At 49.4% G+C, this 23,772-nt stretch carries 22 protein-coding genes; 9 read left to right on the forward strand and 13 right to left on the reverse strand.

What is annotated here, in order from left to right; genetic code table 11:
- Window positions 1–73 precede the first annotated feature (73 nt).
- Window positions 74–1,324 (forward strand): hypothetical protein, encoded by a 1,251-nt coding sequence (locus AB1757_12195; GenBank protein ID MEW6127789.1) that lies wholly within the window; start codon window positions 74–76, stop codon window positions 1,322–1,324.
- A 122-nt stretch (window positions 1,325–1,446) separates the two neighbouring features.
- Here AB1757_12195 and AB1757_12200 read toward each other — a convergent pair whose 3' ends face one another.
- From AB1757_12200 to AB1757_12220, 5 genes are all read right to left on the reverse strand, one after another.
- On the reverse strand, window positions 1,447–3,924 hold the full coding sequence (locus tag AB1757_12200; GenBank protein ID MEW6127790.1) for a M1 family aminopeptidase: 2,478 nt from the start codon (window positions 3,922–3,924) through the stop codon (window positions 1,447–1,449).
- Window positions 3,925–4,087: 163 nt separating this feature from the next.
- Window positions 4,088–4,636 carry a hypothetical protein gene (locus AB1757_12205; protein ID MEW6127791.1) on the reverse strand — a complete coding sequence of 183 codons (549 nt, stop codon included), beginning with the start codon at window positions 4,634–4,636 and terminating at the stop codon, window positions 4,088–4,090.
- Between the two features lie 271 nt (window positions 4,637–4,907).
- Window positions 4,908–5,336 (reverse strand): hypothetical protein, encoded by a 429-nt coding sequence (locus AB1757_12210; GenBank protein MEW6127792.1) that lies wholly within the window; start codon window positions 5,334–5,336, stop codon window positions 4,908–4,910.
- 179 nt (window positions 5,337–5,515) lie between these two features.
- Window positions 5,516–6,145 carry a hypothetical protein gene (locus AB1757_12215; GenBank protein MEW6127793.1) on the reverse strand — a complete coding sequence of 210 codons (630 nt, stop codon included), beginning with the start codon at window positions 6,143–6,145 and terminating at the stop codon, window positions 5,516–5,518.
- A gap of 223 nt (window positions 6,146–6,368) precedes the next feature.
- A complete protein-coding gene (locus AB1757_12220) occupies window positions 6,369–6,932 on the reverse strand; it encodes a hypothetical protein (protein ID MEW6127794.1) in 564 nt (187 codons plus the stop codon).
- 342 nt (window positions 6,933–7,274) lie between these two features.
- Here AB1757_12220 and AB1757_12225 point away from each other — a divergent pair, with 342 nt between their 5' ends.
- Window positions 7,275–7,724, forward strand: coding sequence for a type II secretion system protein (locus AB1757_12225; GenBank protein MEW6127795.1), 450 nt, complete (start codon window positions 7,275–7,277; stop codon window positions 7,722–7,724).
- Window positions 7,725–7,728: 4 nt separating this feature from the next.
- Here the strand turns inward: AB1757_12225 and AB1757_12230 are convergent, their stop codons facing one another.
- The 4 genes from AB1757_12230 to AB1757_12245 form a co-directional block, all read right to left on the reverse strand.
- Window positions 7,729–8,769 carry a homoserine dehydrogenase gene (locus AB1757_12230; protein MEW6127796.1) on the reverse strand — a complete coding sequence of 347 codons (1,041 nt, stop codon included), beginning with the start codon at window positions 8,767–8,769 and terminating at the stop codon, window positions 7,729–7,731.
- An 18-nt stretch (window positions 8,770–8,787) separates the two neighbouring features.
- Window positions 8,788–9,324: a hypoxanthine phosphoribosyltransferase gene (hpt, locus tag AB1757_12235; GenBank protein MEW6127797.1), complete on the reverse strand. Its 537-nt coding sequence runs from the start codon at window positions 9,322–9,324 to the stop codon at window positions 8,788–8,790.
- Between the two features lie 571 nt (window positions 9,325–9,895).
- A complete protein-coding gene (locus AB1757_12240; GenBank protein ID MEW6127798.1) occupies window positions 9,896–10,489 on the reverse strand; it encodes a hypothetical protein in 594 nt (197 codons plus the stop codon).
- A gap of 272 nt (window positions 10,490–10,761) precedes the next feature.
- Entirely contained in the window at window positions 10,762–11,001 is a 240-nt protein-coding gene (locus tag AB1757_12245) for a winged helix-turn-helix domain-containing protein (protein MEW6127799.1), read from the reverse strand.
- Between the two features lie 479 nt (window positions 11,002–11,480).
- Here AB1757_12245 and AB1757_12250 point away from each other — a divergent pair, with 479 nt between their 5' ends.
- From AB1757_12250 to AB1757_12270, 5 genes are all read left to right on the forward strand, one after another.
- Window positions 11,481–12,041: a hypothetical protein gene (locus AB1757_12250; GenBank protein MEW6127800.1), complete on the forward strand. Its 561-nt coding sequence runs from the start codon at window positions 11,481–11,483 to the stop codon at window positions 12,039–12,041.
- Between the two features lie 61 nt (window positions 12,042–12,102).
- Entirely contained in the window at window positions 12,103–12,654 is a 552-nt protein-coding gene (locus AB1757_12255; protein ID MEW6127801.1) for a hypothetical protein, read from the forward strand.
- Between the two features lie 115 nt (window positions 12,655–12,769).
- A complete protein-coding gene (locus AB1757_12260) occupies window positions 12,770–13,915 on the forward strand; it encodes a histidine kinase (protein MEW6127802.1) in 1,146 nt (381 codons plus the stop codon).
- On the forward strand, window positions 13,894–14,700 hold the full coding sequence (locus tag AB1757_12265; GenBank protein MEW6127803.1) for a LytTR family DNA-binding domain-containing protein: 807 nt from the start codon (window positions 13,894–13,896) through the stop codon (window positions 14,698–14,700). Before AB1757_12260 ends, AB1757_12265 begins: the two co-directional genes overlap by 22 nt.
- A 297-nt stretch (window positions 14,701–14,997) precedes the next feature.
- Window positions 14,998–16,773 (forward strand): alpha/beta fold hydrolase, encoded by a 1,776-nt coding sequence (locus tag AB1757_12270; GenBank protein MEW6127804.1) that lies wholly within the window; start codon window positions 14,998–15,000, stop codon window positions 16,771–16,773.
- A 506-nt stretch (window positions 16,774–17,279) separates the two neighbouring features.
- On the opposite strand, the gene AB1757_12275 is transcribed toward AB1757_12270, so the two are convergent.
- Window positions 17,280–17,501, reverse strand: coding sequence for a hypothetical protein (locus AB1757_12275; GenBank protein MEW6127805.1), 222 nt, complete (start codon window positions 17,499–17,501; stop codon window positions 17,280–17,282).
- A gap of 93 nt (window positions 17,502–17,594) precedes the next feature.
- Window positions 17,595–18,398, reverse strand: a complete 804-nt coding sequence (locus AB1757_12280) for a CbbQ/NirQ/NorQ/GpvN family protein (GenBank protein MEW6127806.1) — start codon at window positions 18,396–18,398, stop codon at window positions 17,595–17,597.
- A 102-nt stretch (window positions 18,399–18,500) separates the two neighbouring features.
- Here AB1757_12280 and mnmA point away from each other — a divergent pair, with 102 nt between their 5' ends.
- Window positions 18,501–19,625 (forward strand): tRNA 2-thiouridine(34) synthase MnmA, encoded by a 1,125-nt coding sequence (gene mnmA / locus AB1757_12285; GenBank protein ID MEW6127807.1) that lies wholly within the window; start codon window positions 18,501–18,503, stop codon window positions 19,623–19,625.
- Window positions 19,626–19,833: 208 nt separating this feature from the next.
- The gene (locus tag AB1757_12290; GenBank protein ID MEW6127808.1) at window positions 19,834–22,209 is read left to right on the forward strand and encodes a cytochrome c biogenesis protein CcdA; all 2,376 of its coding nucleotides are present in this window, start codon (window positions 19,834–19,836) and stop codon (window positions 22,207–22,209) included.
- Between the two features lie 105 nt (window positions 22,210–22,314).
- On the opposite strand, the gene AB1757_12295 is transcribed toward AB1757_12290, so the two are convergent.
- Together AB1757_12295 and AB1757_12300 are read right to left on the reverse strand one after the other, a co-directional pair.
- On the reverse strand, window positions 22,315–23,013 hold the full coding sequence (locus tag AB1757_12295) for a methyltransferase domain-containing protein (GenBank protein ID MEW6127809.1): 699 nt from the start codon (window positions 23,011–23,013) through the stop codon (window positions 22,315–22,317).
- A 63-nt stretch (window positions 23,014–23,076) separates the two neighbouring features.
- Window positions 23,077–23,763 carry a response regulator transcription factor gene (locus AB1757_12300; GenBank protein ID MEW6127810.1) on the reverse strand — a complete coding sequence of 229 codons (687 nt, stop codon included), beginning with the start codon at window positions 23,761–23,763 and terminating at the stop codon, window positions 23,077–23,079.
- Between the last annotated feature and the right edge of the window lie 9 nt (window positions 23,764–23,772).

Here is a 23,772-nt window from a genome sequence, read left to right on the forward strand (position 1 = left end):
TTTGAAGGTAAAAATTCTTGTTCCGTATAAGCTTGAGCGGTGCTTTTAAAATTAATGAACTTGAGGTGAAGACATGCGACAAAATAGCGACCGGCAAAACCGCCTGATGAAACCAGGCAAGACAATGAGTTGGTTCCTTAATCGTTTGTCGGGTGCAATACTGGTTGCGCTTATTTGCTGCCTGAAAGCTATGGCGCAGGCGACCCCACAACCATCTGCCAGCGAACCGTTTTCTCCGCCTACAGGGAAGTTTGCGGTCGGCACCCACGAGTATTTATGGATTGACCGGAAACGCGAAGAACCCTTCACCCAAGACCCCGCTGACCGCCGTCGCCTGATTGTGCGCGTCTGGTATCCCGCCGAAAAGGTCGAGGGCAAAGAGACTTCGCGATATGTGCTCAGCGCCGATGAATTTCCCGAAAAAAGCATCTACCGGCGCGGCGTCAATCTGAAAACCAACGCCGTGACCGATGCGCCGATAGCCAAAGGGAATACCCGGTTCCCGGTGTTGGTTTATCAACCCGGCGGCGGCACAGCGCGATTCGTCGGCACTTTTCAAGCCGAACACCTCGCCAGTCATGGCTATATCGTCATCAGTGCAGACCATCCGGGGTTCAGCGATACCATCCTTTTTCCTGATGGCACCCGGTTTCAAGCCGATATGATGTTGATGCCGAAAGAGACCGGCAATTTCCGCGATGATGTGCTGAAAAATTGGGAGTGGCTGGATAAACAGGTTTTTCCGATCTGGGTTGCCGATGCGAAATATGTGTTGGATAAACTCGAAGAACTCGACAAAGCTACAGGGCAACTGTTTTATAAACGATTGGATTTATCGCGCATCGGCATGATGGGCTGGTCTTTTGGCGGCGCAACCGCAATTCAGATGAGCCGGGATGACCCTCGCGTCAAAGCGGTAGTTGACCAGGATGGACAACTTTTTGGCGATGTGCGCGATAAAGGAACCCATCGCCCGGTTATGTTGATGCATCATGGGCTTGAAGACAAACCCCCGAAACCCGAACAGTCCGAGGTGATGAAAGAACTCATCGCCATGACAAAAACTCAAACCACCACCTTCATCAATCGGTCAACCAATGATTGGTACGAGATTACCATTGATAAGACCCAACACGGACATTTCTCGGATTTTCTGCTCTTTTTTCCGCGTAGTCCGTCTCAGCTAGACCCGCGCCGCGCGCACGAAATTATCATCGCTTACACTATGGCATTTTTCGATAAGCACCTGCGCGGGAAAGATAGCGAATTGCTCAAAGCGCCATCATCGCTTTACGGAGAAGTGACTTTCAAGAAGAAAAAATAACCTCACAAATTACCAATCAAAAAACTGCCAGCGCGCGAGCAGCGGTCTCTGACCGCGCCATTCGCCAATCCGATGCCGCTGTTCAATGCTGCCCCAATTTGTTTGAGGCACACTGCCATTCGTTACCTGGTGCTTGCGGCTTTCAATTGATTAATCGCATTGGTGATGAATTGATTGGCAAAGGGTGGAAGCCCCGGCGATTTCGCCAACTCTTCGATTGCCGGAATGGCGCGCGCGTCGCCTAAGGTAATCAAAGCTTGTAGCGCGGTGAATTTGATTTGTGGCGAAGGGTCTTTAAGCGCGCCGGTCAAGAGTTCAAGCGCCGGGTCTTTGCCTTTGCCGATTGCGGCTAAAAGCATCATGGCTTCGGCGCGCGTTTCCGTAAGATTTCCGGGCGCGGCAAACTGCAAAGCTACGTCGAAGGAACGCGAATCTTTAAGCGCCGCAAGCCCTTTGACGGCTCCTGCCTGAATCGTGCCTTGCCACGATTTCAGCTTTGCGGCGTTCGTCAATTGGTCATAGGCTTTCGGGGATGCCGTTTGCCCAAGGGCTTCTGCTGCGTCGGCAACCGCAAAATAACTCGCATCATGGTTGATAATGTTGATAAATCGGTCTGCCAGTTTTTCATCTTTGAATTTCGCCAAGCCTTTGACGGCAGCGCGCCGCACGCTCGATTCTTTATCGTTCAACGCTTCAATGAAAACGGCTTTGGTCGCTTCGCTTTGGATTTCCGCGAGCGCATTTGCCGCTTCGACGCGCACACCTGCGAATTTGTCTTTCAGCATCGCTTCGCTCAACGCTTTGATTGCGACATCGCTGGTTTTGCCCTTCAACTCATTTGCCGCCAGCACCCGCCCCATCACATCTGTATCGTTTAAAAGTTGGGTTGCCAGTTCCGCGTCTGTGCGGGTGAATTTAATTTTTTTAATCAGGTAATTGCCTTTGTCGAAATTGATAAACTGCGGTTTTCCATCAACCGCAAAAATGAATTCTTCTTCTTTCCGGTCAATCCAGACGCGATGAACTTTTTCACCTGTGGCGGTGGTGATGGCGATGTCTACAGGCATGGTGAAAAATTCCGTTGACGCAAAACCCTTGCGCTGCTCATCGGGTTTTTGCGTTTGGTTGACGACGAGTTTCACCTGCTTTGCGGCTTCATCGTAACTCGAGGTGATTTCAAATTCAGGATGTCCCATTTTGTACAACCATTCATCGAAAAACCATTGCAGGTTTTGCCCTGTGGTTTCTTCGATGGCGACCACCAGTTGTTGAGTTTCGACATTTTGATATTGATGTTTTTTGACGTAATGCTGAATGGCTTTCCAGAAATTCTCTTCACCTAAAACGAATCGCAACATATTGACGACGGCTGCGCCGCGCGGATAAACATAGGTGTCAAACAGCGCATCCGGGTCGTTATAGAATTTGGTGACGATGGGGCGGCGAATGCCTGCCTCCCAGGTTTGGAAATAGGCTTTTTGATTGCCGTACATTTCATAGAGGTAATCGTCGCGGCTTTTGTCATGTTCGGTCCAGGTGGCTTCCATAAAGGTTGCGAACGATTCGTTCAACCACAATTCACCCCAATCGCGACAGGTCAGCAGATTGCCAAACCATGAATGTGCAAGTTCATGGGCGGTGATGCCATCGGATGAAACATCCAGGTGTGCGCGGTGGTCATGAACCGCTGTATCGGTCATGGTTGTGGCGGTGATGTTTTCCATCGCGCCGCCGAAATCGCGCACAGTGGTTTGCGCGTATTTGGAAAAGGGATAGTCGTAGCCGGTTTTCTTCGAGAAAAATGCCACCATTCGCGCGAGTTTGCCAAATGAGATGCGAGCATTTTCAACCTGATCCTTGTACACGTAGGAACTGACCGGAATGTTTTTGAAACGGTCTTTGACTTCGGTGAATTCGCCGACGATGAAAGAAACCAGATAGCTCGAAAACGGTTGCGTCATCTTCCAGTGATAGGTTTTGGTTTTGGTTGCCGGATGATTTTGCACAGCAATCAAGGTTCCGTTTGAGATGACCTGATATTTATTCTCAACCGTGGCGATAAGCTCGCTTGTGGCTTTGTCATTGGGATAGTCATAACAGGGAAACCAGTAGTGATTGGTTTGCGCTTCGCCTTGCGACCAGATTTGGTAAGGGCGATTAGGGTCTGTATTGGTCGGAGTGATGAAGGTGACGCCTTTGCCTTCCGGCGGATTGGCGGTGTAGTTAATAACCACCGCGACACTGCTGCCAACCGCGTAAGGTTTATTGAGAGTGACGAAAAGTTTTTCGTTATTGACGTAGCGAAAATTGAGGTCAGTGCCTTGTGCCAGCTTTACTGATTTAATGGTCAGGTTGCCGGCATCAAGTTCAATGGCGCTGATAGCCTCTGAAAATGGTTTGAAGTACACAGTGGTTTCGCCATCAATTGATTTTTCCTGCCAGTTAAAAGCAAGTTTGATGCGGTAATGTTGTACATCATAGTTATGGCTGCGGGGCCAGTTCACGGGCGGCGCGGCAGGCGTTTGCGCGAAAGCAAATAACAGATTGCCGGTAAAAAGTACGGCGGCAAATAGAGGAGTAAAAACAAAACGCTTCTTCATAGAATCTGATTCAGGTGATAAACGAAATTGGCGGCTGGCAGGAAATAAGCTACCGGGATGAAAGCAGCAAAGATGTGCTGAGCGATTCGCTTAAAATCATCAGCACATCTTTGGTTCAATGACTTCCCCTGTTGATTAAAAGATAAACTTTGTAGACTGCGAACTAATTCTTCTTTTCAGCCGGATGATTGTGGTCAGCCAGATAGGGCACTTGAAATTCAGAAGTGCAACGGAAATTGCCGCCGCGCCCTTCGATGGTGAACACATCGGCTTTATCGGTCGGACGAAAATCGAAAGTTAAATAGTTGACCAGGGCAGCATCTTTAACCGTGGTCAAATCAATTTTCATATCTTTGCCGCCTGCGCCGAGAACAATTTTAAAATTGTCGTTGGCGTCAAACCACAAGCCGAAATCATAAGTGCCTTTGGGCACATTGACGCCGGAAATCACGACATCGAACTCGGTTTGCAAAGTGCCGATTTTTTTCCACAATGAACCGACCACGCGCTCGCGAAGCTGGTCGTTTTTCTTGAATCCCAGATATGCCGGTTCATTCCAATGCATGGATTTATAAGTAAGGGTGAGGGTGCCTGCGCCCTCCACCTTCATGGAGTGGGAAAACTCTTTGGCGACGGTGCGCGGGTCATGCGCCGAAGCGCCGACGGCGAGCGCAAAGACCATCGCCAACGCCGGAAATAAAAATTTTTTCATGGTGACTTTCTCCTTAGATTTGAAAATGAATGCTGGAACTGAAAGGCAGATTATAGCCGCTGGAGATTGGCAGGACAATGTAAGAAGTTGTGAAGTTCGGTCAGCTATCGCCTGACGAACAAGCGATGGTTTAATGATGAATCGGGTATGAACGAATTGAGCGCGATCAGCCATTTCGCGCGACTGAATTGCCGGAAGAAGGTGAGCCAGAGCAACTGCTTACTCTGGCTTGAGGCATTTTTATTGCTCCAAAAACTGACCACCTGCCGGATTATTGCGTGATGCAAACCGCCTGATTGTTGCGGGCTTCAATGGGTAATCTGTCCCAATCCTGCACGATTTGCGCCAATTGCTGGGCGATTTCATCATTCGCATTGCGATTGATGAGCATCCATTTGAGCCGGGATAACAATTCGCTGATTAACGCCGGGTCTTGCGTGGCGAAGATAATTTTTTTGTTGACTTCAAGTTTTAAAGCCGGAACATCGATGGTTTCAAAACCGATGGGAAATTCGGGTTTGCGTAATTCTCTGTCCCAATTGGGAGAAATGATGTTCATCCGCCAGTGTTTTGAATCATCGCCGCGCACGATTCCCGAGGCGTGATAAACATCAGTAATTTTACTCTTAATCCACATACAATCTGTGCAGTAGGTATGCTGGACGATGGTGAGAACAAATTCAGGATTTCTAGGTTGCATATAGACTCTAATTTTTACCGGGATGAGAAAAACTCGAACTTGTAAAAGCTTTGGTAAAACCACAAGGGGACATCAAGACAGAGCCTTTATAAAAGCATAACCCGGGTTCGTCAACACTTTTATTGAACCAAGAGGTCGTTTATCAGTTTTCATTGAATCGAAATACCGCAGGCGTAAAGCTATTTCGATTTGTGCATAGCCATTGCTAGTTCTGATTGCGGCACAAAAACACTTTGCACCGGGTCAGCAACCCATTCGGCAGATTTCAAACCCGCCTTTTCTTCATATGAAAAGCTGATGAGAAACTGATTCGGATTATAAGGTTTGACAGACCACCCGGTATAACTGACGAGTTGCCCGCTTTCTCGCGACTTTTTAACCTCATCCATCATGCATTGGTCTAAAGTCATACCCTCTTTTTTAGAAGGCATATTCCGTAACCGGGTCATCAAACCGGCGGTGGCTTTGGCTTCTTCCAGGCTTATTTCTTTGGGTTGCACATAGCGATAGGCAAAGTACGCACTGACGCAAAGAATAACCAGGGTCACAGCCCACAGCGCCCAACTCGGAATCAGCGATTTAAAAGGGATGGTTCGCCAGTTTTTCCAATCAATGGATTTCCAGTCAACTTTTTGACGGTTGGCTTTCCAAACAACTTTTCCTTTTTGTTTTCGTCGGTCAGCCACCAGCTTTTGCTTTTCAACAGAGGCTTTCTTTTCAGCCGCCTTGCCTTTCGGCGTGACCAGATTGCACCCCGGACATTGCATGGCTTCTGGCGGCGTTTCCGTAAAACATTTCGGACATCGCATAGTTTTTCTTCCTGAAGTTTAATTTCTCTCTCAAAATACATTGACCTGCAAAGCATTTGTAATGCCAAACTTTCTAGCACTTCGTTTCAATGAACAAACCACTTTTGAAACAATAAATAACCTGAATTCAGCGATTCAAATTTAGAAGCTGAACCCCCAAGCCTCCCAATTTTTGTCAGCGAATGAAAAATTTAATGACAAAACCCGTTAACCAGAACTGACATTAAGGTTTATAAACAAAGTTTGCCAAATCGGTTTGTGGTTTATAGGTATTTTCAAAAGCATTAAACAGCCAGACGGCTTTTTGCTGCTTATCTTTTTCCTGAAAGGAGAAGGTAATGGAAAAGCCGCCCTCAATCGCTTCGACATTCCAGCCTTCCGACTCCATCAGGTTCTCTGCCTTGCGCGATTTTTCAACTTCATTGTTCAAGGCTTCATCAACCGTCAAATAAGAGTTATTGGCAGTTTGCGATTGCAATCGTTCGAGGACTTCCTGGTGCGGAATGCGTTCGGCGGGTTTTGGCGGGTCGCCGAAATAAGTGAAACTGAGATATGCCCCCAAGGCACAAATGCTCACAGACGCGACAATAATTAGCGTAGAGACCAGCGGGCTGATGCTGAGCTTTTTTGCCCCGCCGGAGATGCTTTTATCGAAACGGCTTTTTTCAGAAGCTTTCTTCTCTTCTGCTAATTCGGCTTCTAAACGCCCTCTTGGGGTCTTCAATTTACAGCTTGGACAAGATAGCGCGCCAATCGTGGTTTGGGTGCGACATTTCGGACAGATCATAAATACACCTCCAGTGCAGCATGATTTTTAGCATTTTACAGACCACAACTAACCGCTTGCGTGAAGACTTGCAAATTGCACACAACGCAAAAGTTAAGTTTTTTCCAAGACCGCAATTTGGCGGCGGCATTACACTATTTGTCATTTGCTGAATCCCGGCTAGTGACAAAATATGGAATTGAAAAATCGGGAGGGGCAACATTTGTTGACGTGATGCAGAGCATATCGCGCTTGATTTGAAGATTTACAGATTTCTATCAGCTACCGATTGAAATAGGGAATGCACGGTCTTTGAATTGCAAGAAAACTAAGGATTATTTTTTCTGATAAAGGGGCACAATCATGAAAGAAGCCGGTTTTTCCTTGGTAGAAATATTAATTGTGGTGGCGATACTGGGAATATTATCGGCGATTGCAGTTCCGAATTTATTGCGTTCCCGCCAGGCTGCCTTTGAAGCCAATGCTTTAAGGTATGTGAAAACCTGGCTACCGGGTCAGGAAATGTATAAACGCGCCCACGGTCGTTATGCCGATAGCGATGAAATCATGGTATCGGAAAAATTCATCAATAAAAGCATGCGTTCGGGCAACGCCGACGACACCGCTTATACCTATTCCATAGATTCCCAATCAACCAACGCGAACGGCACTCCCAACACCACCCGGTGGTGGGGAACTGCCAGACGGCGATTCGGCTATAACAAAATTCAATCTTTTTACATTGACCAGACGGGCGTCATCCGCAGCGCTTTTGCCAATACGGCGACTTCACTCGATAAACCAATAGAATAAATTTTTAAAATTTGCCCGATAGTTGTCGGTGAATGCTGAGCATATCGCTTAACAAGGCATAAGCGGTTTGCCTGAGCTTCGGGTGATGTTCGACAAGGCTGATTTCACCCATCAAATCGGTGGTTATGGAAAGCGCGCTTGAGGTGCCTTGCAGGGTAGCAAACAGCGAGCCGACATTTGTGATTTCCGGCGCAACCTGAATTTCTACCTTCTCACCTCGACGCTCGGCGCGGGCGATTAAGCGAATCGTTTTACCGGCGGCACGCGCCGACTGAACAGCTTTCAAAGTCACCTCGCGAATGCCCGTGGGTGACAGATTGCGTGGATGCAACTCAGCATTCATTAAGACATTGGCTAAAGCGATAGCCTTTACTCCCGCATCCCATCCGTCAATATCGTAATCGGCGTTGGCTTCGGCAACCCCCAGTTGTTGCGCTTCCAGAAGTCCTTCGGCAAATGTGCTGCCTGCTTCCATCGCGCTCAGGATGACATTGGTGGTGCTGTTTAAAACGCCTGAGAAACCGAGAATCTCGGTTGCCGGTAAACCGAACCGATGCAGGTTGAAAATTGGTGTGCCATCCATCACTGTGCCTTCAAAGTGAAATTTCGCTGCCTGCTTTTCGGCAAGCGATTGCAACTCGTGATAGGCACAGGCAATCGGCCCTTTGTTTGCCGTAATGACATGGATACCGAGCCTTAGGGCTGCGCGAATATAAGTCGTCGCCGGTTCGCCATCCAAGGGGCTGAGCGGGGTGGTCTCAAAAATGATGTCGGCATCAGCGCGTTGAATCAACTCTTCGGCGTCGGTGATTTCCGTTATATCGGAAATGCCGGAAAGTTGATGGTGACGTTCGACCCGCTCGGTTGCTTCCATCAGGTCAATATCCGAATCGGTGATGATTGAGCCGTGGCGATGTGTGGCAATCCCTGTGGTTCGCCACTGAACGCCATAGATTTCATTGAGCAAGGTTTGACGGCTGGCAAGCAGTCGCGCGAATTCACGCGCCACGTTTCCGAACCCGATGAAGGCGAGTTTTAATTGCATCGTTTAACCTTAATCCTGTTAAGCCGTTGTTGGATTGAGTACGGCGATATGTGGCAGGTTGCGGTAACGCTGTTGATAATCCATTCCGTAACCGACGACGAACACATCTGGAATGTCGAACCCGCGATAAGCAATCGGCAAATTAATCAGGCGTCGGGCGGATTTATCGAGCAGCGTGCAGAGTTCAAGGCTCGCCGGATTACGCTCTCTGAGAACTCTTCGCAGATAGTTTGCCGTAAGCCCTGTGTCGATGATGTCTTCAACCAGAAGGACATTGCGTCCGGTGATACTCTCTTCCAAATCCTTGGTGATGCGAACGACTCCCGATTGCGGTTGATTGGCGTAAGAAGAGATCGCCATAAAATCGATTGTGGTGTGAATCGTGATGGTGCGCAGCAAATCGGCAGCAAAAATAAATGAGCCTTTGAGAATCGCGATGATTGCCAGGTCTTTACCGGTATAAGCCGCTGAAATTTCCGCGCCCAACTCTGAAACCCGCTCCTGTAGCCGATTCTGTGGTATGAGAACTTTTCCTAACATGATTTCTTTGGTCATAAACTTTTTAAGAAAAATTTATTGCCTGATAGCAATTTTTTTATTGACATAATTTTTCAGTGTGATAGTATCACCGCCACTTGGTTGGTAACAACTAAGTGCAGATCCCGAGAGGTTGAAATTGAAATCTTCTGAATCGTAAGTGAACCAAAGCTTCGCAAGAAGTGGCGGGGAACATACGAAACCTCTAGTACGGATACCGACGTTTGAAAGCTGAGGGAAGCGGAAACTCGCAAGAGTGGAAGCCGACCAAGGTTAGAGAGTAGAGGGAAGCGGAAGCCGACGAAAACGGCGGGCAACCAAAGTTTTTGAAAGCGGAAGATGACTGAAGCTCAAAGGACGAAGGGGAGCGGAAACTCGCAAGAGCGGAAGCGAACCGGAGTTCAGAAAACGTGGGCTGTTAGGATTCTTCGGAATCTTAACAGGTAAGATTTCGCAAGGAATCTGAACTATGTACAGAGGCTCGGAGGAGGACAACGTAGGTCACTCGGGATCACTGCTTTTCAGGCAACAATTTTTCAGCAAACCGCATACATCACATTCAAATTTTATTATCAATTAATCTTGAGCCTTACCTTCTGCCGCCGCTTGCTGAGAACTTTTCCAGCAATTTGTGGTAATCCGAAGCGTAGAGCAGTTTGATATTCACATCCGGGTAGTGTTCGCGCAGCAACCGCACTTTGCGATTTTTCTTGGTCACCAGCGACTGTTTGAGCGTGGTAAGTTCGATGTAGAGGTCGTGGTCGGGCAGATAAAAATCGGGTGTAAAACTGGTGGCGACATTGCCCGCTTCATCGCGTTCGAGCACGAAGGTGCGCGGTTCGTACTGCCAGTGAATATGATAAAAATCGAGTATGCGGGCAAATTCGGCTTCGGAATCGTGAGCAAATTGAATGAGGCTTTCGGAGGCAATGGATTCATCCCTCTCGAAAGCGCTTTGGGAACGCTCTTCATCCGGTTGTTTTTGGACAAGGGCTTCAACCGCGCGTTGCAGTTCGGGTAAAAGTGATGCCGGAATCTCCACGGCATATTCAGCGGTTTGATTGAGCGGGTGCTGGTCTTTGATGACGAGGAATTGTTCTCCGTCGCGTTCGGCAATTTGAATATCAATGTCAGCAGGTTTGGTCAAACGTTCAGTTGATGCGTCTACAAATTTTGTCGTCATAAGAAACCTATGCTTGTGCCTCACAGGGTTCCTGCCTGCGTAAAACGCAACTGAAAAGAGGGCTTAGGGTTGCGTTGCGCCCCTCGTTCGGTTGGGTTTAATTGCTCAGCAGGTTTATGTCCCTCAGCTCAAGCAATTGTCTCAACAAAAAATCCCCTGTTATGCAGTACGTTTGTGTCAGCAAAACAGGGGCGTCTCACGACCTCAGTCTAACCCAATAAAATCATTTCACACAAGCAACATAAAATACTTTGCAGAAACTTCAGATAGATTTACGCGCAAGGTAACCTGACCCGCGCCAGATTGGACTCTTCAACGAAAGTGTCCTGCCACACGAGTTGCACTAACTCTTCTTTTTCGAGAATCCGACCCCGGTTGTTTACCAGCGCCAGAAGCACATCGAAAGTTTTCGGTGGCAGCAGCAAATCCTTGCCATCGCGCAACAGCACCCGTTCTGTCGCATCCAGACGAAAGTCACCGAAATCATAAAATTTGTTGCTTTGACTGGACATAACGGTTTGCGAAACTTTTTTAGAACTTCCTCAAAACTTTTTCATCTTTTCCGAAAGACTTTTGTTGGGTTACTGGTGTATTTTATGCAACGAAAATAATGAATATACGCGAAACCTCTTCCTGAAAGCGTTTGTCATCGCCCATTTTAGCCCAAAGCGACGTATCGGACAAAATTATTGGTAATCACGTCAGAGTTTTTCCATCGACGGCGTGTACAGGCGGGATTTTTATGAGTAACAGGTTGAGCGCGCGCCACACAAGAGTGGTTCACGACATTTATACTATGCACAGCTTACTGTCACGGCGATGTAATTTGTTAACCCATTAACTTGAAAATTATTTCTGCGCCCAACTCAAAAAGGATGCCTGGACGGGGAACTTCGGCGTTTATCCGCCAATTGCCCTTGAACCGGGACGCGCTGAGGGGGAGTTCATCGATGCAGGGCAGAAGAAACGCCTGAACTATGTTCGTGCCCGCATGAATGAAGCTCTTGAATACCTCTTTCTGACCTTTACCGAGCAACCGTTTTCGCAAGACACGCCCGGCAAAGAACACACACCCTATCTACAGATTCGCATCAATCCCAAGCGGATGGCAGTGTCGGGCGTTGATGTGATGCGGGCAAACGGCAATATCAGCGCCAGCAGCAGCATGGATAACCAATTCGCCATCCGCAACGGCAATCTGCTCGAAGGGCGATTTGTTTACGAAGGCAGCTACAACGTTGCCTGCAAAGTGTTGATTGAAGCCGACCCGGATGCGCCGGTCACGGCGCGCGATGGCACGTCCCTACCTGCGGGCGGCGGCGCAATTGCCAAAGCCTACTTCGATTCTAAAAAGCAGATGGATATGAGTAGCGTAAACCCGCGAGAAATGATTTATTTTACGAACCCTCGTGTCATTCGTGGTTTTCAACAGGGCAACCGCGCCACCCTTACCATTCAGGATAGAGATGTGATTTATACCATCAGGATGATTCTCGACGGCGGCAAATGGAAACCCGCGTCGGAAAAGCTCACCGATTTGGTCGTTCGATGAACCTTCGCCGTTCAAATTATGTGATCTGAGTAACGCCAGGGCGAAAGCATAAGCGAAAACGATGCGACGACGTAAACAAGCCGAGCAAGCCTTAGCTCCTTCTGCCCGAAAAGCCGGAAACCTTTTGATGGGGCTGGCCACGCCGATTGTCAGCATGATGGTCATGAAATTTTTACCGGCAATCGATTTCGATACCTATTCGCGGGTGCTGCAAACCATCTTCATCGCCGCGCAGGTGCTGTTTATCGCGGGCATTCTGCCAGAGTGTAGAAAAAAGAGTGGGAAAGCGCGACGCGAAGTGGTCTATGGGGTGACGAGTTTGAGCCGTGAGCCAGATTCAACTCTGACGAAAGCTTCGGTAGTGACGTGCACTATTTGGTCATCGTCGGTTTGCGGCTGTGCCGCTTTGATGTGCGGAAAGTCTCTGACTTTCCGAGCGCCTTGCCACCTAACGCTTGCGGCTGTGCCGCCAATTTGGGGCGTAGCCCCGAACCGTTTGCTAATGGTCTCGGCGGGGCAACGCTCGCGCCGCACAGCAAAGCGGCATAGCCGCCAGCAGTTTGATAACCTGTCATTGCACGGCGGTAGAGAAACCTTGAGACACCAGGTCTAAAAAGGAATTTGCCCGCCTGAGTTATAACCAACAGCAGCGGCTTATCAACATTTCATCGTTGAAGAAATTGCCCGCACCATGAATAATGCAAAAGTCGAATGTCGATTTGCATAAAATGAAAACGCCACCTCTTATTGATAAAAAATTTCCCCGCGCCTTACGCCTGCACCTTGCCATCATCCTGGGCGGGTGGCTGTTGCTGGCGCTCATCAGCACCGTGCAACGCTATGCCGATAGTATGCAGAAGGTTGCCAGCGAGAACTTTTTCTCCGTATTGTTTTGGTCTTTGGGAATGTGGCTTTATTGGGCGCTTGCCACGCCTCCGGTCTTTCAACTGGCGAAAAAAATCCCGCTCAATAAAAAGACTTTGGCTTATGCCACGCCGATTCATTTTTTGCTGGCGTTTCTTTTTGGACTCCTGCACATCACGGTTCTTGCCCTGATGGGCGTTTGGTTTAGCACCGCTCTGGCCGGCGCGCCGCCGACATTTCAACAGGAATTCGTAAGGGTTTTCAGCTACTTTCTCTATCTGGAGTTTGTGTTTTACTGGGCGATTTTAGGCGCCGGCATCGCCCAGGACAGCTATCAAAAATATCGTGAACGTGAGTTGCAGGCGAAAGAGTTTGAAATCCAACTGAGCCAAGCCCGTTTACAGGCGTTGAAGATGCAACTGCATCCGCATTTTCTGTTCAATGCCCTGAACACCGTCTCCATGTTGATTCGTAACCGCGAACCTGAACAAGCAGTGCAGATGATCGCCGGAATCGGCGATTTGCTCAGACATTCGCTCAATGACCATACCGCGCAGGAAGTTCCACTAGCCGCCGAATTAGCGTTCATTCGCCGCTATCTGGACATCGAACAATCGCGTTTTGCCGACCGCTTGCGTGTAGAAATTGACGCGCCCGGTGATTTGCTCACCGCGCAAACGCCTAACTTGATTTTGCAACCGTTGGTCGAAAACGCCATTCGTCACGGCATTAATAAATCGTCTTCGGCAAATTTAATTCGCATTGCCGCGGCGCGGCAAAACGGCTGGCTTGAATTATCCGTGCAGGATAACGGCTGCGGGTTTGCAAAAGATTGGCAAGCGGATGAATCACAAGGCATCGGCATAAAGAACACGCGCGCCCGGTTGCAACAGCTTTATGGCAGCGAGCAGCAATTGATTATTGAAAACGCCGAACCGAACGGCGCGCGTGTGCGTTTGAAAATCCCTTATCATCAGGCGGGAGTCGAATGGAAATCATCAGAGCGTTAATCGTGGATGACGAAGTGCAAGCCAGAAAAGGCATTCGCGCGTTGCTGGCGAGAGATGCGGAGATCAAAGTTATCGGCGAATGCAGCGATGGCGGGCAGGCGATTGCAGAAATTGAACAAACCAACCCCGACCTGATTTTTCTTGATATACAGATGCCCGAAAAAAACGGTTTCGAGGTTTTGCGCGCTCTGGATTTACAACGCCCACCCACCGTAATTTTCATTACCGCGTATGACAACTTTGCTTTGCAAGCCTTTGAAGTTTGCGCCTTGGATTATCTGCTCAAACCATTTTCCGATGAGCGGTTTTATCAGGCTCTAGCGCGCGCCAAAGCGGTTCATCGTCAACGCCATGCGCATCAATTCAGCGAACGATTGCTGTCGCTCATCGAAAATTATCGCCGTCTTGAATCACCCACCAAACCTGAGACTTTGCCGCAAGCCGCAGAGTCATTGAAACGCTTCTTTGTGAAGACCGGCGGCGAAGTTCATTTTGTCGCCGTGGACGAAGTGGATTGGCTGGAAGCCCTGGGTTATTACACCAAAATTCATACAGGTAAAAAATCGCATCTGCTGCGCGGCAATCTCGGAAGCCTCGAAGCCCAACTTGACGCGAAAAAATTTGTCAGGATTCATCGTTCGATGGTGGTGAATTTGAGCCGCGTGAAATCTTTGAAGAACTGGTTTCACGGCGAATGTTTCGTGGTGCTCGAAGACGGCACGGAACTCAAAGTCAGCCGCAGTCATCGCAAAGAACTGGAAGCGCGGCTCGAAAAATTCGCTTGAGTTCGGAAACGCCTCATTAAATTTTCCCTCGCTTCGTTGCAAAATTTCCCGCCTTCGTAGCCTTACCGCAAGCCTTCATTGCATAACTTTTGCCCTTGCAAATTTTTTTTTCGTACCCTGTGCGGGTCAATGCTTCGGATACTTTTCGGCTGAGATACGGGAAAAGTTTCTTGAAATCAAATGGCGGTAGCTTCACTCATTTTTCCGCGTTGCTTACCGGGTTTCAGAAACTTACACAAAAGTGTCCGAAGCATCGCGCCTAAAATAAAAGATTTTTTTTCGCAGAGGAGTTAAGGAATGAGACCAGTTATCCGAGCGGTTTGCCTGGTGATTACAAGCCTGATTTTTATCTTGCCATTGCCGATAATTGCTTCAGCGCAAGAGCCGCCTGCAAAAGAAACGACCCGCGCGCAGATGGCGGAGTTTTTGCGTTATGTCGAACTTGACCAAAAGACCACTCCGGCAGAGGTTGATAAGTTGACGGACTTGTGGATAAGAGCCGGGCAAGCGGGGCTTTCATCGCCCGACCGCCAAACCGCTTTTCGGGATTTGTACCTGGCATATCTCAAGTTGACCGGGTTTGACCTGAGCAGCAACCCGCAACGACTCACGGGACTGGTGCAATTCGCGGTTTCAACTTTTGAAAAAGGTGGGCGGATGGATTTACGTTTGCCGGAACGGCGCGGAAAAATTGACGGCGATTACATTCAGGTTGAAACCCAGGGGCGCGGACCAACGCCTGTGTTGCTCATTGCCGACGGCGGCATGGATGGCGTAGAACTCTATCGCTCATTCATTGAACGCAACAAAACCCGTTACACCATGCAGGTCGTCACTTTGCCGGGCATAGGCAAAGGCAGACCGCTTCCGCATCCCGAAGTTTATGACCCGACCCGCAAACCCTGGTTGAACAGCATAGAACAATCTTTAGTTAAACTGCTCGACAAACAAAAAGAGAAAATGGTGGTCATCGGAACCGCGATGGGCGGTTATTTCGCGGCTCGTCTGGCAGCTGTGAAACCTGAAAAAATTCGCGCCGTGATTTTAGTCGATGCGTTAGTCAATATGCCCATGCGTTCGCGTGTCACGCCTGACCAACCGGCTTCGCTACAAGAACGTCTCGCCATTGTGAAAACGATTACCCCGGCGCCATTCATGTTTCCGATGGGTACGGTGCCCGGACCGGACGAGATCAAAAAGCTTCTTGATGACCCGAAAAATGCGCATCCGGCGGTGCAGAACTGGATGAGTTTTGCGGTGAAAGATGACGCCGTGTCTAAGCGTTGGTCGTTTCAAACTTTGTCCGCCGGTTTTTTTGCCAACGGCGCGCGTTACACTCCCGAATTGCAAGCTACGGATTTAACCGACGACCTGAAAAACCTCAGCGTGCCGATGCTTGCCATGTGCGCTTTGGTTGATGATAAATCGCCACGCGCCCCTTTGGCAGCCATCACGCAATGGGAAACGATGAAGATGCTTTATCCGACGATTCCGCTAACCGTCATCACCTTTGCCGACACACGTTCATATATCAGCGAAGAAAGACCCGCTGAATTCGACAAAGCCTTGAGCGATTTTCTCGCGGGCAAACCGGTGGTTAGAAATGACCTGCCCGCCTGGTATTCACGCCCAAGCCCGCGCGCTTCCATAGCGCAAGAAATCGGCGCAACCCGCGTCACCATCACTTACGGGCGACCGAATTTGCAAGGGCGGGAACTCAATCAATTGCCCAAAGGTCGCGTGTGGCGCGCAGGCGCAAACGAAGCGACCAGCATTACTTTCAGCACAGACGTAAACATCGAAGGGCAAAAACTCGCGGCGGGAACCTATACCTTTTTTGCCATTCCGAATGAACAAGACTGGACGATTATTTTCAACAAAGTGAAATTGCAATGGGGCGCGTTCGATTATAACTCGACATTTGATGCGTTGCGCGTCAAGGTTCAATCGCAGATGGCAGAACCGCAGGAGTGGTTGAATTATTCATTCGAGCCGACCAATGAGAAGACGGCTAAACTGGTTTTGCATTGGGGGAAACTGAAGTTGTTGATCAACCTGGAAAGTCTTGTCTGACGGAAAATTCTTAAAGTGAGCGGGCAAGCAACCGATAAGCTTGCCCGACAATCATTGGCAAGTCGCTTCAAAGCCCAAGACATAATTAATCCAAGTTGCCAGTTGCTCAATGCCCGAAGGGGTAATGGTATGAAGTTAAGCGGCGCGGATGGAGCGCCGGTTGTTTAAGACCGTCTTGGTCGCAGACCCCTTGAAATTTCGAGGACAGACTTTCATAAATCGGCGCAGACTCGACCGTTGGCGCTACAATTTTCCTTAACTTCAGGTCATTGCTCCAAAGGGGCAAAAGAAATTAGCCTGTGGTGCAGCCACAGGTCAATGAGTAAATTAAAGCTCGAGCGCCCTGAAGGGGCGCAGGACTCAGGCAGCCCTGCGCCCCTTCAGGGCGCGGTTGCGATGGCGACCAATGCATTCCAGCGGCTGCACCGCTGGCTAATATCCGTCGCGCCTCCAGCGCAGTTCAATGAACTGGCAACGTGGATTAATTAGCGTAGTTTGACGAGATTCTATTTGATTTCCGGTGAATCTTTATAAATTTTCTTAGGGGTCGTCGAGGGCGGCAAGGTTTCCAAAACCATGTAATCGGCAATTTGAATGTAAATTATATCGCCGAGGGAATTGACACGAGGAATTTCCCAGCGAATCCCGTTCCAGGTCGCCAGGTCGAAAGATTCAGGGTCGTCCGGCGTGCCTCTGAGTCTGATCCATGCTTGCTGCCCTTTGATCATTGCTTTCGTCCGATGTTCGTGAACCTTCGTCCGTTGTTATCATCGCTCACGGCTACTAACAACATACAACGAACTACGAACAACAAACAATAATCAAATTACCGTGGTGACGATTTCGCGTATGCTGCGTTGCAATTCGCTGTCGTCGGTAATCGGGCTGCTGATGGCGACCGTGCAGGCGGTATGCGGGTGAATGCCTTCGCTAATGAGTTGCGCTGCGTAAACCAATAGCCGCGTTGATACGCCTTCTTCGAGTCCATGCCCTTTCAGGTTACGAACCTTTTCGCCAATCAATACCAGGTCTTTTGCGGTCTGTTCATCGACGCCGCCTTCGTGCATGACAATGTCTTTTTCAAGGGCAGCGGGCGGATAATCAAATTCCATTGCCACGAAACGCTGCCGGGTCGATTGCTTCAAATCCTTCAGAACGCTTTGATAGCCGGGGTTGTAAGAGACGACCAATAAGAATTCATCGGGTGCCTGTAAAATCGTGCCGCGTTTTTCAATCGGTAAAATGCGCCGGTCATCCGTCAAAGGGTGAATCAACACCAGCGTATCTTTGCGGGCTTCGACCACTTCATCGAGATAACAAATCGCCCCGTGTTTAACCGCGGTCGTCAGCGGTCCGTCATGCCAGATGGTATCGTCGCCTTCCAATAAGAAGCGTCCGACCAGGTCGGTTGCCGATAAATCTTCGTGACAGGCGACGGTAATCAGCGGGCGGTTCAACCTGTATGCCATGTGTTCGATGAAGCGCGTCTTGCCGCACCCCGTCGGCCCTTTGAGCATCACCGGCAGTTTGGCTTTATACGCGGCTTCAAAAAATTCCACTTCGTGGTCAACCGGCAAATAATAAGGCTCTTTTTTCAGAATATATTTTTCGATTGCTTGTTCCATTTCCCTCTCGGAATTCAAATTTCAGATTACTGAGCGAGTTCGCTATAATTCTAAGTTTCAAACTAAAGAATTGATGATAACATCTGGCTTTCGCGTGAGCCAATGAGGAGTAGGATGAGAATCGCAGTAGCCATGAGCGGCGGCGTCGATAGTTCGGTTGCCTCCGCAATTTTAAAAGAACAAGGGTACGACGTCGTCGGTTTCACCATGCAACTGTGGAATCAACGTCGTAAGCTTGCGCCCGATGCCGAACCGCAGCCGTCGCGCTGTTGTTCGCTCGATGATGTCTACGATGCGCGGCGCGTCGCCACCGAAATGGGCTTTCCGTTTTATGTGCTCAATCTCGAAGACGAATTCGAGCGCGGCGTGGTGCGCCCGTTTGTTGAAGATTATCTGGCCGGTCGCACGCCGATTCCCTGTGTGTCGTGCAATACGAAATTGAAATTTGCCAGGCTGGTAAAAGTCGCAAGCGATGTCGGCGCAACCCAAGTCGCCACCGGACATTATGCCCGCGTGGAATATAACCAGGCGCGAGAGCGATATATTTTGCGAAAGGGGCGCGACCTGGCAAAAGACCAGTCGTACTTTTTATTCGAGATGACGCAACGGCAACTTGCAGCGGCGGTCTTTCCACTGGGAGAGATGACCAAACTTGAGGTGCGCGAGATTGCCCGTCGCCTCAATCTCGACACCGCGGAAAAGGCGGAAAGCCAGGAAATCTGTTTTGTGCCCGATGGCAACTACGCGAAGTTTGTCGAAGATTATGCGAAGTACGAAATGCAGGTAGACGACGCCAAGACGCCCGCGATGAGCGAAGGCGAAATCGTCACCACCGAAGGCGAAGTGGTTGGCGAACACGCGGGACTTCACAGGTTCACCATCGGACAGCGTCGCGGGATTGGTATTGCCGCGCCGGAACCGTTGTATGTCGTCAAAATCGATGTGCCGCGCAGTCAACTCATCGTCGGCAAAAAGCAGGATTTGTATGGCAAATCGTTTATTGCAAATGGCGTCAACTGGCTGTCATTAGCGCCACCCGATGCGCCGGTTCGCGCCAGCGTCCGCATACGCTATCGCGCACAGGAAGCGCCGGCAACAATTACGCCACTCGCAAGCGGCGAAGTGCGGGTTGAATTCGACGCGCCGCAGGCGGCGATTACCCCCGGTCAGGCGGCAGTCTTTTATGACGGCGATATGGTAGTCGGCGGCGGCTGGATTAAAGAATAACTTTTGGGAATTTAATCTGGCGAAATCGAATTTACTGGTATTGGGTATTAAATTCACCACAGGGTTTTTGAAGAAGGGGAGAAAGGGAGAAAAATTTTTCGCTGTTTCTTTTACATGAATTATCAAAATTCGGGTTTCACAAATTAAAAGGTTATTGTCTCCCCTTCTTCTTACAGTTTCTGTGGTGAAAAATTAAAATGAGGCTCCTATGCAAAAAAGATTGATGATTGTGGTTGGTTTATTATTCGCGGTTGTATTCAGCGCGTCTCAGGTATCGGCGCAAATCGGGCAGGGCAGCGCCAGCGTTGTCAAAGCCAAAGGGTATATTTCACAGGACGGAGTAGCGGCGGGCAAAAAATTTAAACTCGCAGTTGAACTCGAAATTGCCGAAGGCTATCACATCAATGGTCACATTCCATCCGAAGATTATCTGGTCGCCACCAATCTTAAATTGGAGCCGGTCGCCGGATTAAAATTTTCCGAGCCGAAATATCAAAAGCCCAAGTTGCAGAAATTTGACTTTTCGGAAAAAGAGTTGGCAGTGCTCGAAGGTAAATCCTTCATCATCGTTGAAGGCGAAGCCGAAAATAATTTGAAACCCGGCGATGCGACGCTTCGCGCAACCGTCACCGTGCAATCGTGCAATAACAATCTCTGTTTGCAGCCTGCGGATTTGAAACTTGAAATTCCGGTTAAATTGGTTGCGGCTTCGCAAATCGCCAAAGAAATCAACGCCGAAGTTTTTGCCCAAGCTGCCACGCAGCAGGTTGATGATGGTTCGGTAGTGGCTTCTGCGACGGCGACGAAACTCACGCAATTTGGCGGCGCGGAAAATAAAAACGAGATTGCCGCGAACCTCGAAAAATATGGCTTATTGCCCACACTATTCGTGATTTTCTGGGCGGGTGTGCTCTTGAATCTTACGCCCTGCGTTTATCCCATCATTCCCATCACCATCAGCTTTTTTGCCAATCAAGGCGGCGCACAAAAGCCAAGCCTCAAACGCACGTTTGCGATGTCGTCGCTTTACGTGTTGGGTATGGCGTTGACCTATTCGGTGCTTGGCGTGATTGCTTCACTCACCGGCGGACTGTTTGGCGCGCTCTTGCAAAGCCCAATCGTTTTAATCGGCATCGCGCTGTTGATGGTCGCATTGTCGCTTTCGATGTTCGGCGTTTATGAATTCAAACTGCCGGACTCGCTCAACCGTTTAGCCAACAGCGGGCAACAATCAAAAAGCAGTCTCTTTTCGGCGCTGATGATGGGACTGACGATGGGCATTGTCGCTGCGCCTTGCATCGGTCCTTTCGTGGTTGCGTTGCTTGCTTTTGTCAGTTCAAAAGGCGACCCGTTTTTCGGCTTTTTACTGTTCTTCGTTTTGGCGCTCGGACTCGGCTTTCCGTTTATTTTCCTCGGCGCGTTTTCGGGTTCGCTGAAAGCATTGCCGCGTTCGGGGGTGTGGATGGTGACGGTTCGCAAAGTTTTTGGGTTGGTGTTAATCGGCATGGCTTTGTACTTCTTAAACCCGTTGATGGGCAAATGGGCAAGTTATGTGTTCGTCGCCTTCTTTGCGATTTCGGCTTTGTATCTATTGTTCGTTGAAGCCGGAAAAGCCCGTCCGGTGCAATTCGCCTGGGTGCTTCGCGCCTTGGGTGTTGCGGCAATCGGACTCGCGGTCTGGTTTGCCATTCCCGTAAAAGTCGGTGAAAGCATCAAGTGGCAACCCTACAGCGAACAGGCTCTGCTTGATGCGCAAAAGCAGGGCAAAGGCGTCATCATCGACACCTTTGCCGATTGGTGTATCCCCTGCAAAGAACTTGACCAACTCACTTTCACTGATGTGAATGTAAAAAGCGAAGCCGAAAAATTCATCACTTTGAAATTGGATTTGACCACCGCCGATGAGGCTTCGGAAGCCGGACGCGCGAAAAATAAATTTGCCATTCGCGGCGTGCCGACGGTGTTGTTTCTGGATGCCAGAGGCGCGGAAATCCCGAACCTTAGACTCGAAGGTTTTGAGAAGCCCGATAAATTTTTGGCGCGCATGAAACAACTCGGTTCTGCGCCTGCGAACACCGAAGTCGCCAAAAACACGACAACCGAAATGAAACCGGTGAGCGATGCCGCGCCCAATGGCGCATCGGGTGAAAGCGCAGGCGAACCCGCGCCGACACTTTCATTGAACGTGCTTGATGGCGGCAAAGTGGATTTGGCATCGCTCAAAGGCAAAGTGGTGCTTGTGGATTTCTGGGCGACCTGGTGTGTGCCATGTCTTTCGCAAATTCCTATCTTCAATGATTTTTCGACGAATTATAAATCGCAAGGTTTCGAGATGCTCGGCATTTCGCTTGATGAAGAAGGCGCGGAAATCGTTAAGCCTTTTGTGAAAAAACAGAAGATGAATTACACCATCGCGGTTGGTGATGCGAAAGTTGCCGAAGCCTTTAAATTATCATCTGAAACCCCGCTGCCGGTGGCATTCCTGATTGATAAACAGGGGCGCATACGCTACACCCACAAAGGCACCAGCCCGAATGTGCGAGCCGAATTTGAAGCGCAAATCAAACAATTGCTCAGCGAATAAGCAGCGTTGGGAAGTAAGTTGAGGAAGCGGTCTTTGACCGCGACATTTAATGAAACGCGGTCAAAGACCGCTTCCTCAACGGTTGCTTAATCATCAATCCGATAATTATCGTTCCATACAGTTCGCGTCCGCTTCATTCAATGATGAAGCACTCTTTGCGGGCTTCTCGAAAATCAGAAAGTACATCTGCTTGCCATACTCCGCATCGTAAAAACCGGGGCGGCTCTCTTTAAAAACGAATCCGTTGCGGGCAATCTCTTCGCGCACTAACCGTTCGGGAATCACATGCAACCGGTGATATTCGGTTCGCGCTCTGCCTTCGGGTCCTTGACCATCAATCAATACCAGACGCCCACCGGGTTTTAAGGCGCGAAACACCGCCTGCATGGTCTGATGGTATTCGCGAAATTCGTGATAGGTGTCAACAATCAAAACCGCGTCGAGGTCACCCGGCAATCGCGGGTCGGCGCTTTCGCCGAGAACCGGTTCCACCTGTTCGAGTTTTTCCTGGGCTTTGCGTTCGCGCACTTTTTCAAGCGCCTCCGCGTCGATATCTACTGCATAAACTTTGCCGGTTGCGCCAACCCGCGCCGCCAGCCGGAAGGTAAAATAACCGCGACCGCAACCGATATCGGCAACGCGACTTCCGGCTTTGACGCCCATCGCGTCCATAACTTCACCGGGTCTTTGCCAGGTGTCGCGTTTGCGGCTGCGTTCGGTTTCCTGCGAACCCGCGACGGACATTGACACAACGCTAACGCTTATCAAAAAGCAGACGATGAGAATCAGTTTTTGAACCTTCATCTGAAATGACCTCCGATTGGAAAGGCTGGGTCGGGAATTGGTTTGAGTCGGGTGACTCCTGAGTTACCCGATAAATTTATATCCGACACGATGAACGGTCAAAATATATTCGGGTTCATTTGGGACGGTTTCAATTTTATGACGCAAACGGGCGATGTGATTATCGACGGTTCGCGTAATCGGATAGTTTTCATAGCCCCAGATTTTATCCAGCAATTCATCGCGGGTGATGGTTTCGCCGCGATGGCGAATGAAATATTTCATCAACTCAAATTCGCGCGGCGACAGCTCAAGGGGTTCGCCTTTTTTTGAGGCGAGATATTTTTTGAAATTCAATTCGATGTCGCCAAACCGGTAGGTTTCCAAATCGCTCACCAGTTTGGCGGCGCGTCTGAGATGCGCCCGCACCCGCGCCAGCAGTTCATTGATGCTGAACGGTTTGGTCACATAATCATCGGCGCCGATTTCAAGACCTAAAATTTTATCAATCTCCTGCCCGCGCGCCGTGAGCATCAGGATGGGCGTATCCATGCCGAGACTGCGTAGTTCGCGACAAACATCCAAACCGCTTTTTTTCGGCAACATCACATCGAGCAAAATCAAATTCGGTTTATCTTTTAAGGCGCGAGAGACGCCCGCTTCGCCATCAACTGCCGAGATGACTTCATACCCTTCGTATTCAAGATTGTCCTGCAATCCTAAAATCATGCTCGGTTCATCTTCGATGATTAAAATTTTTTGCGTAGTCATAGGGTTTCT

Source organism: Acidobacteriota bacterium (assembly GCA_040754075.1).
Lineage (GTDB): Bacteria > Acidobacteriota > Blastocatellia > UBA7656 > UBA7656 > JBFMDH01.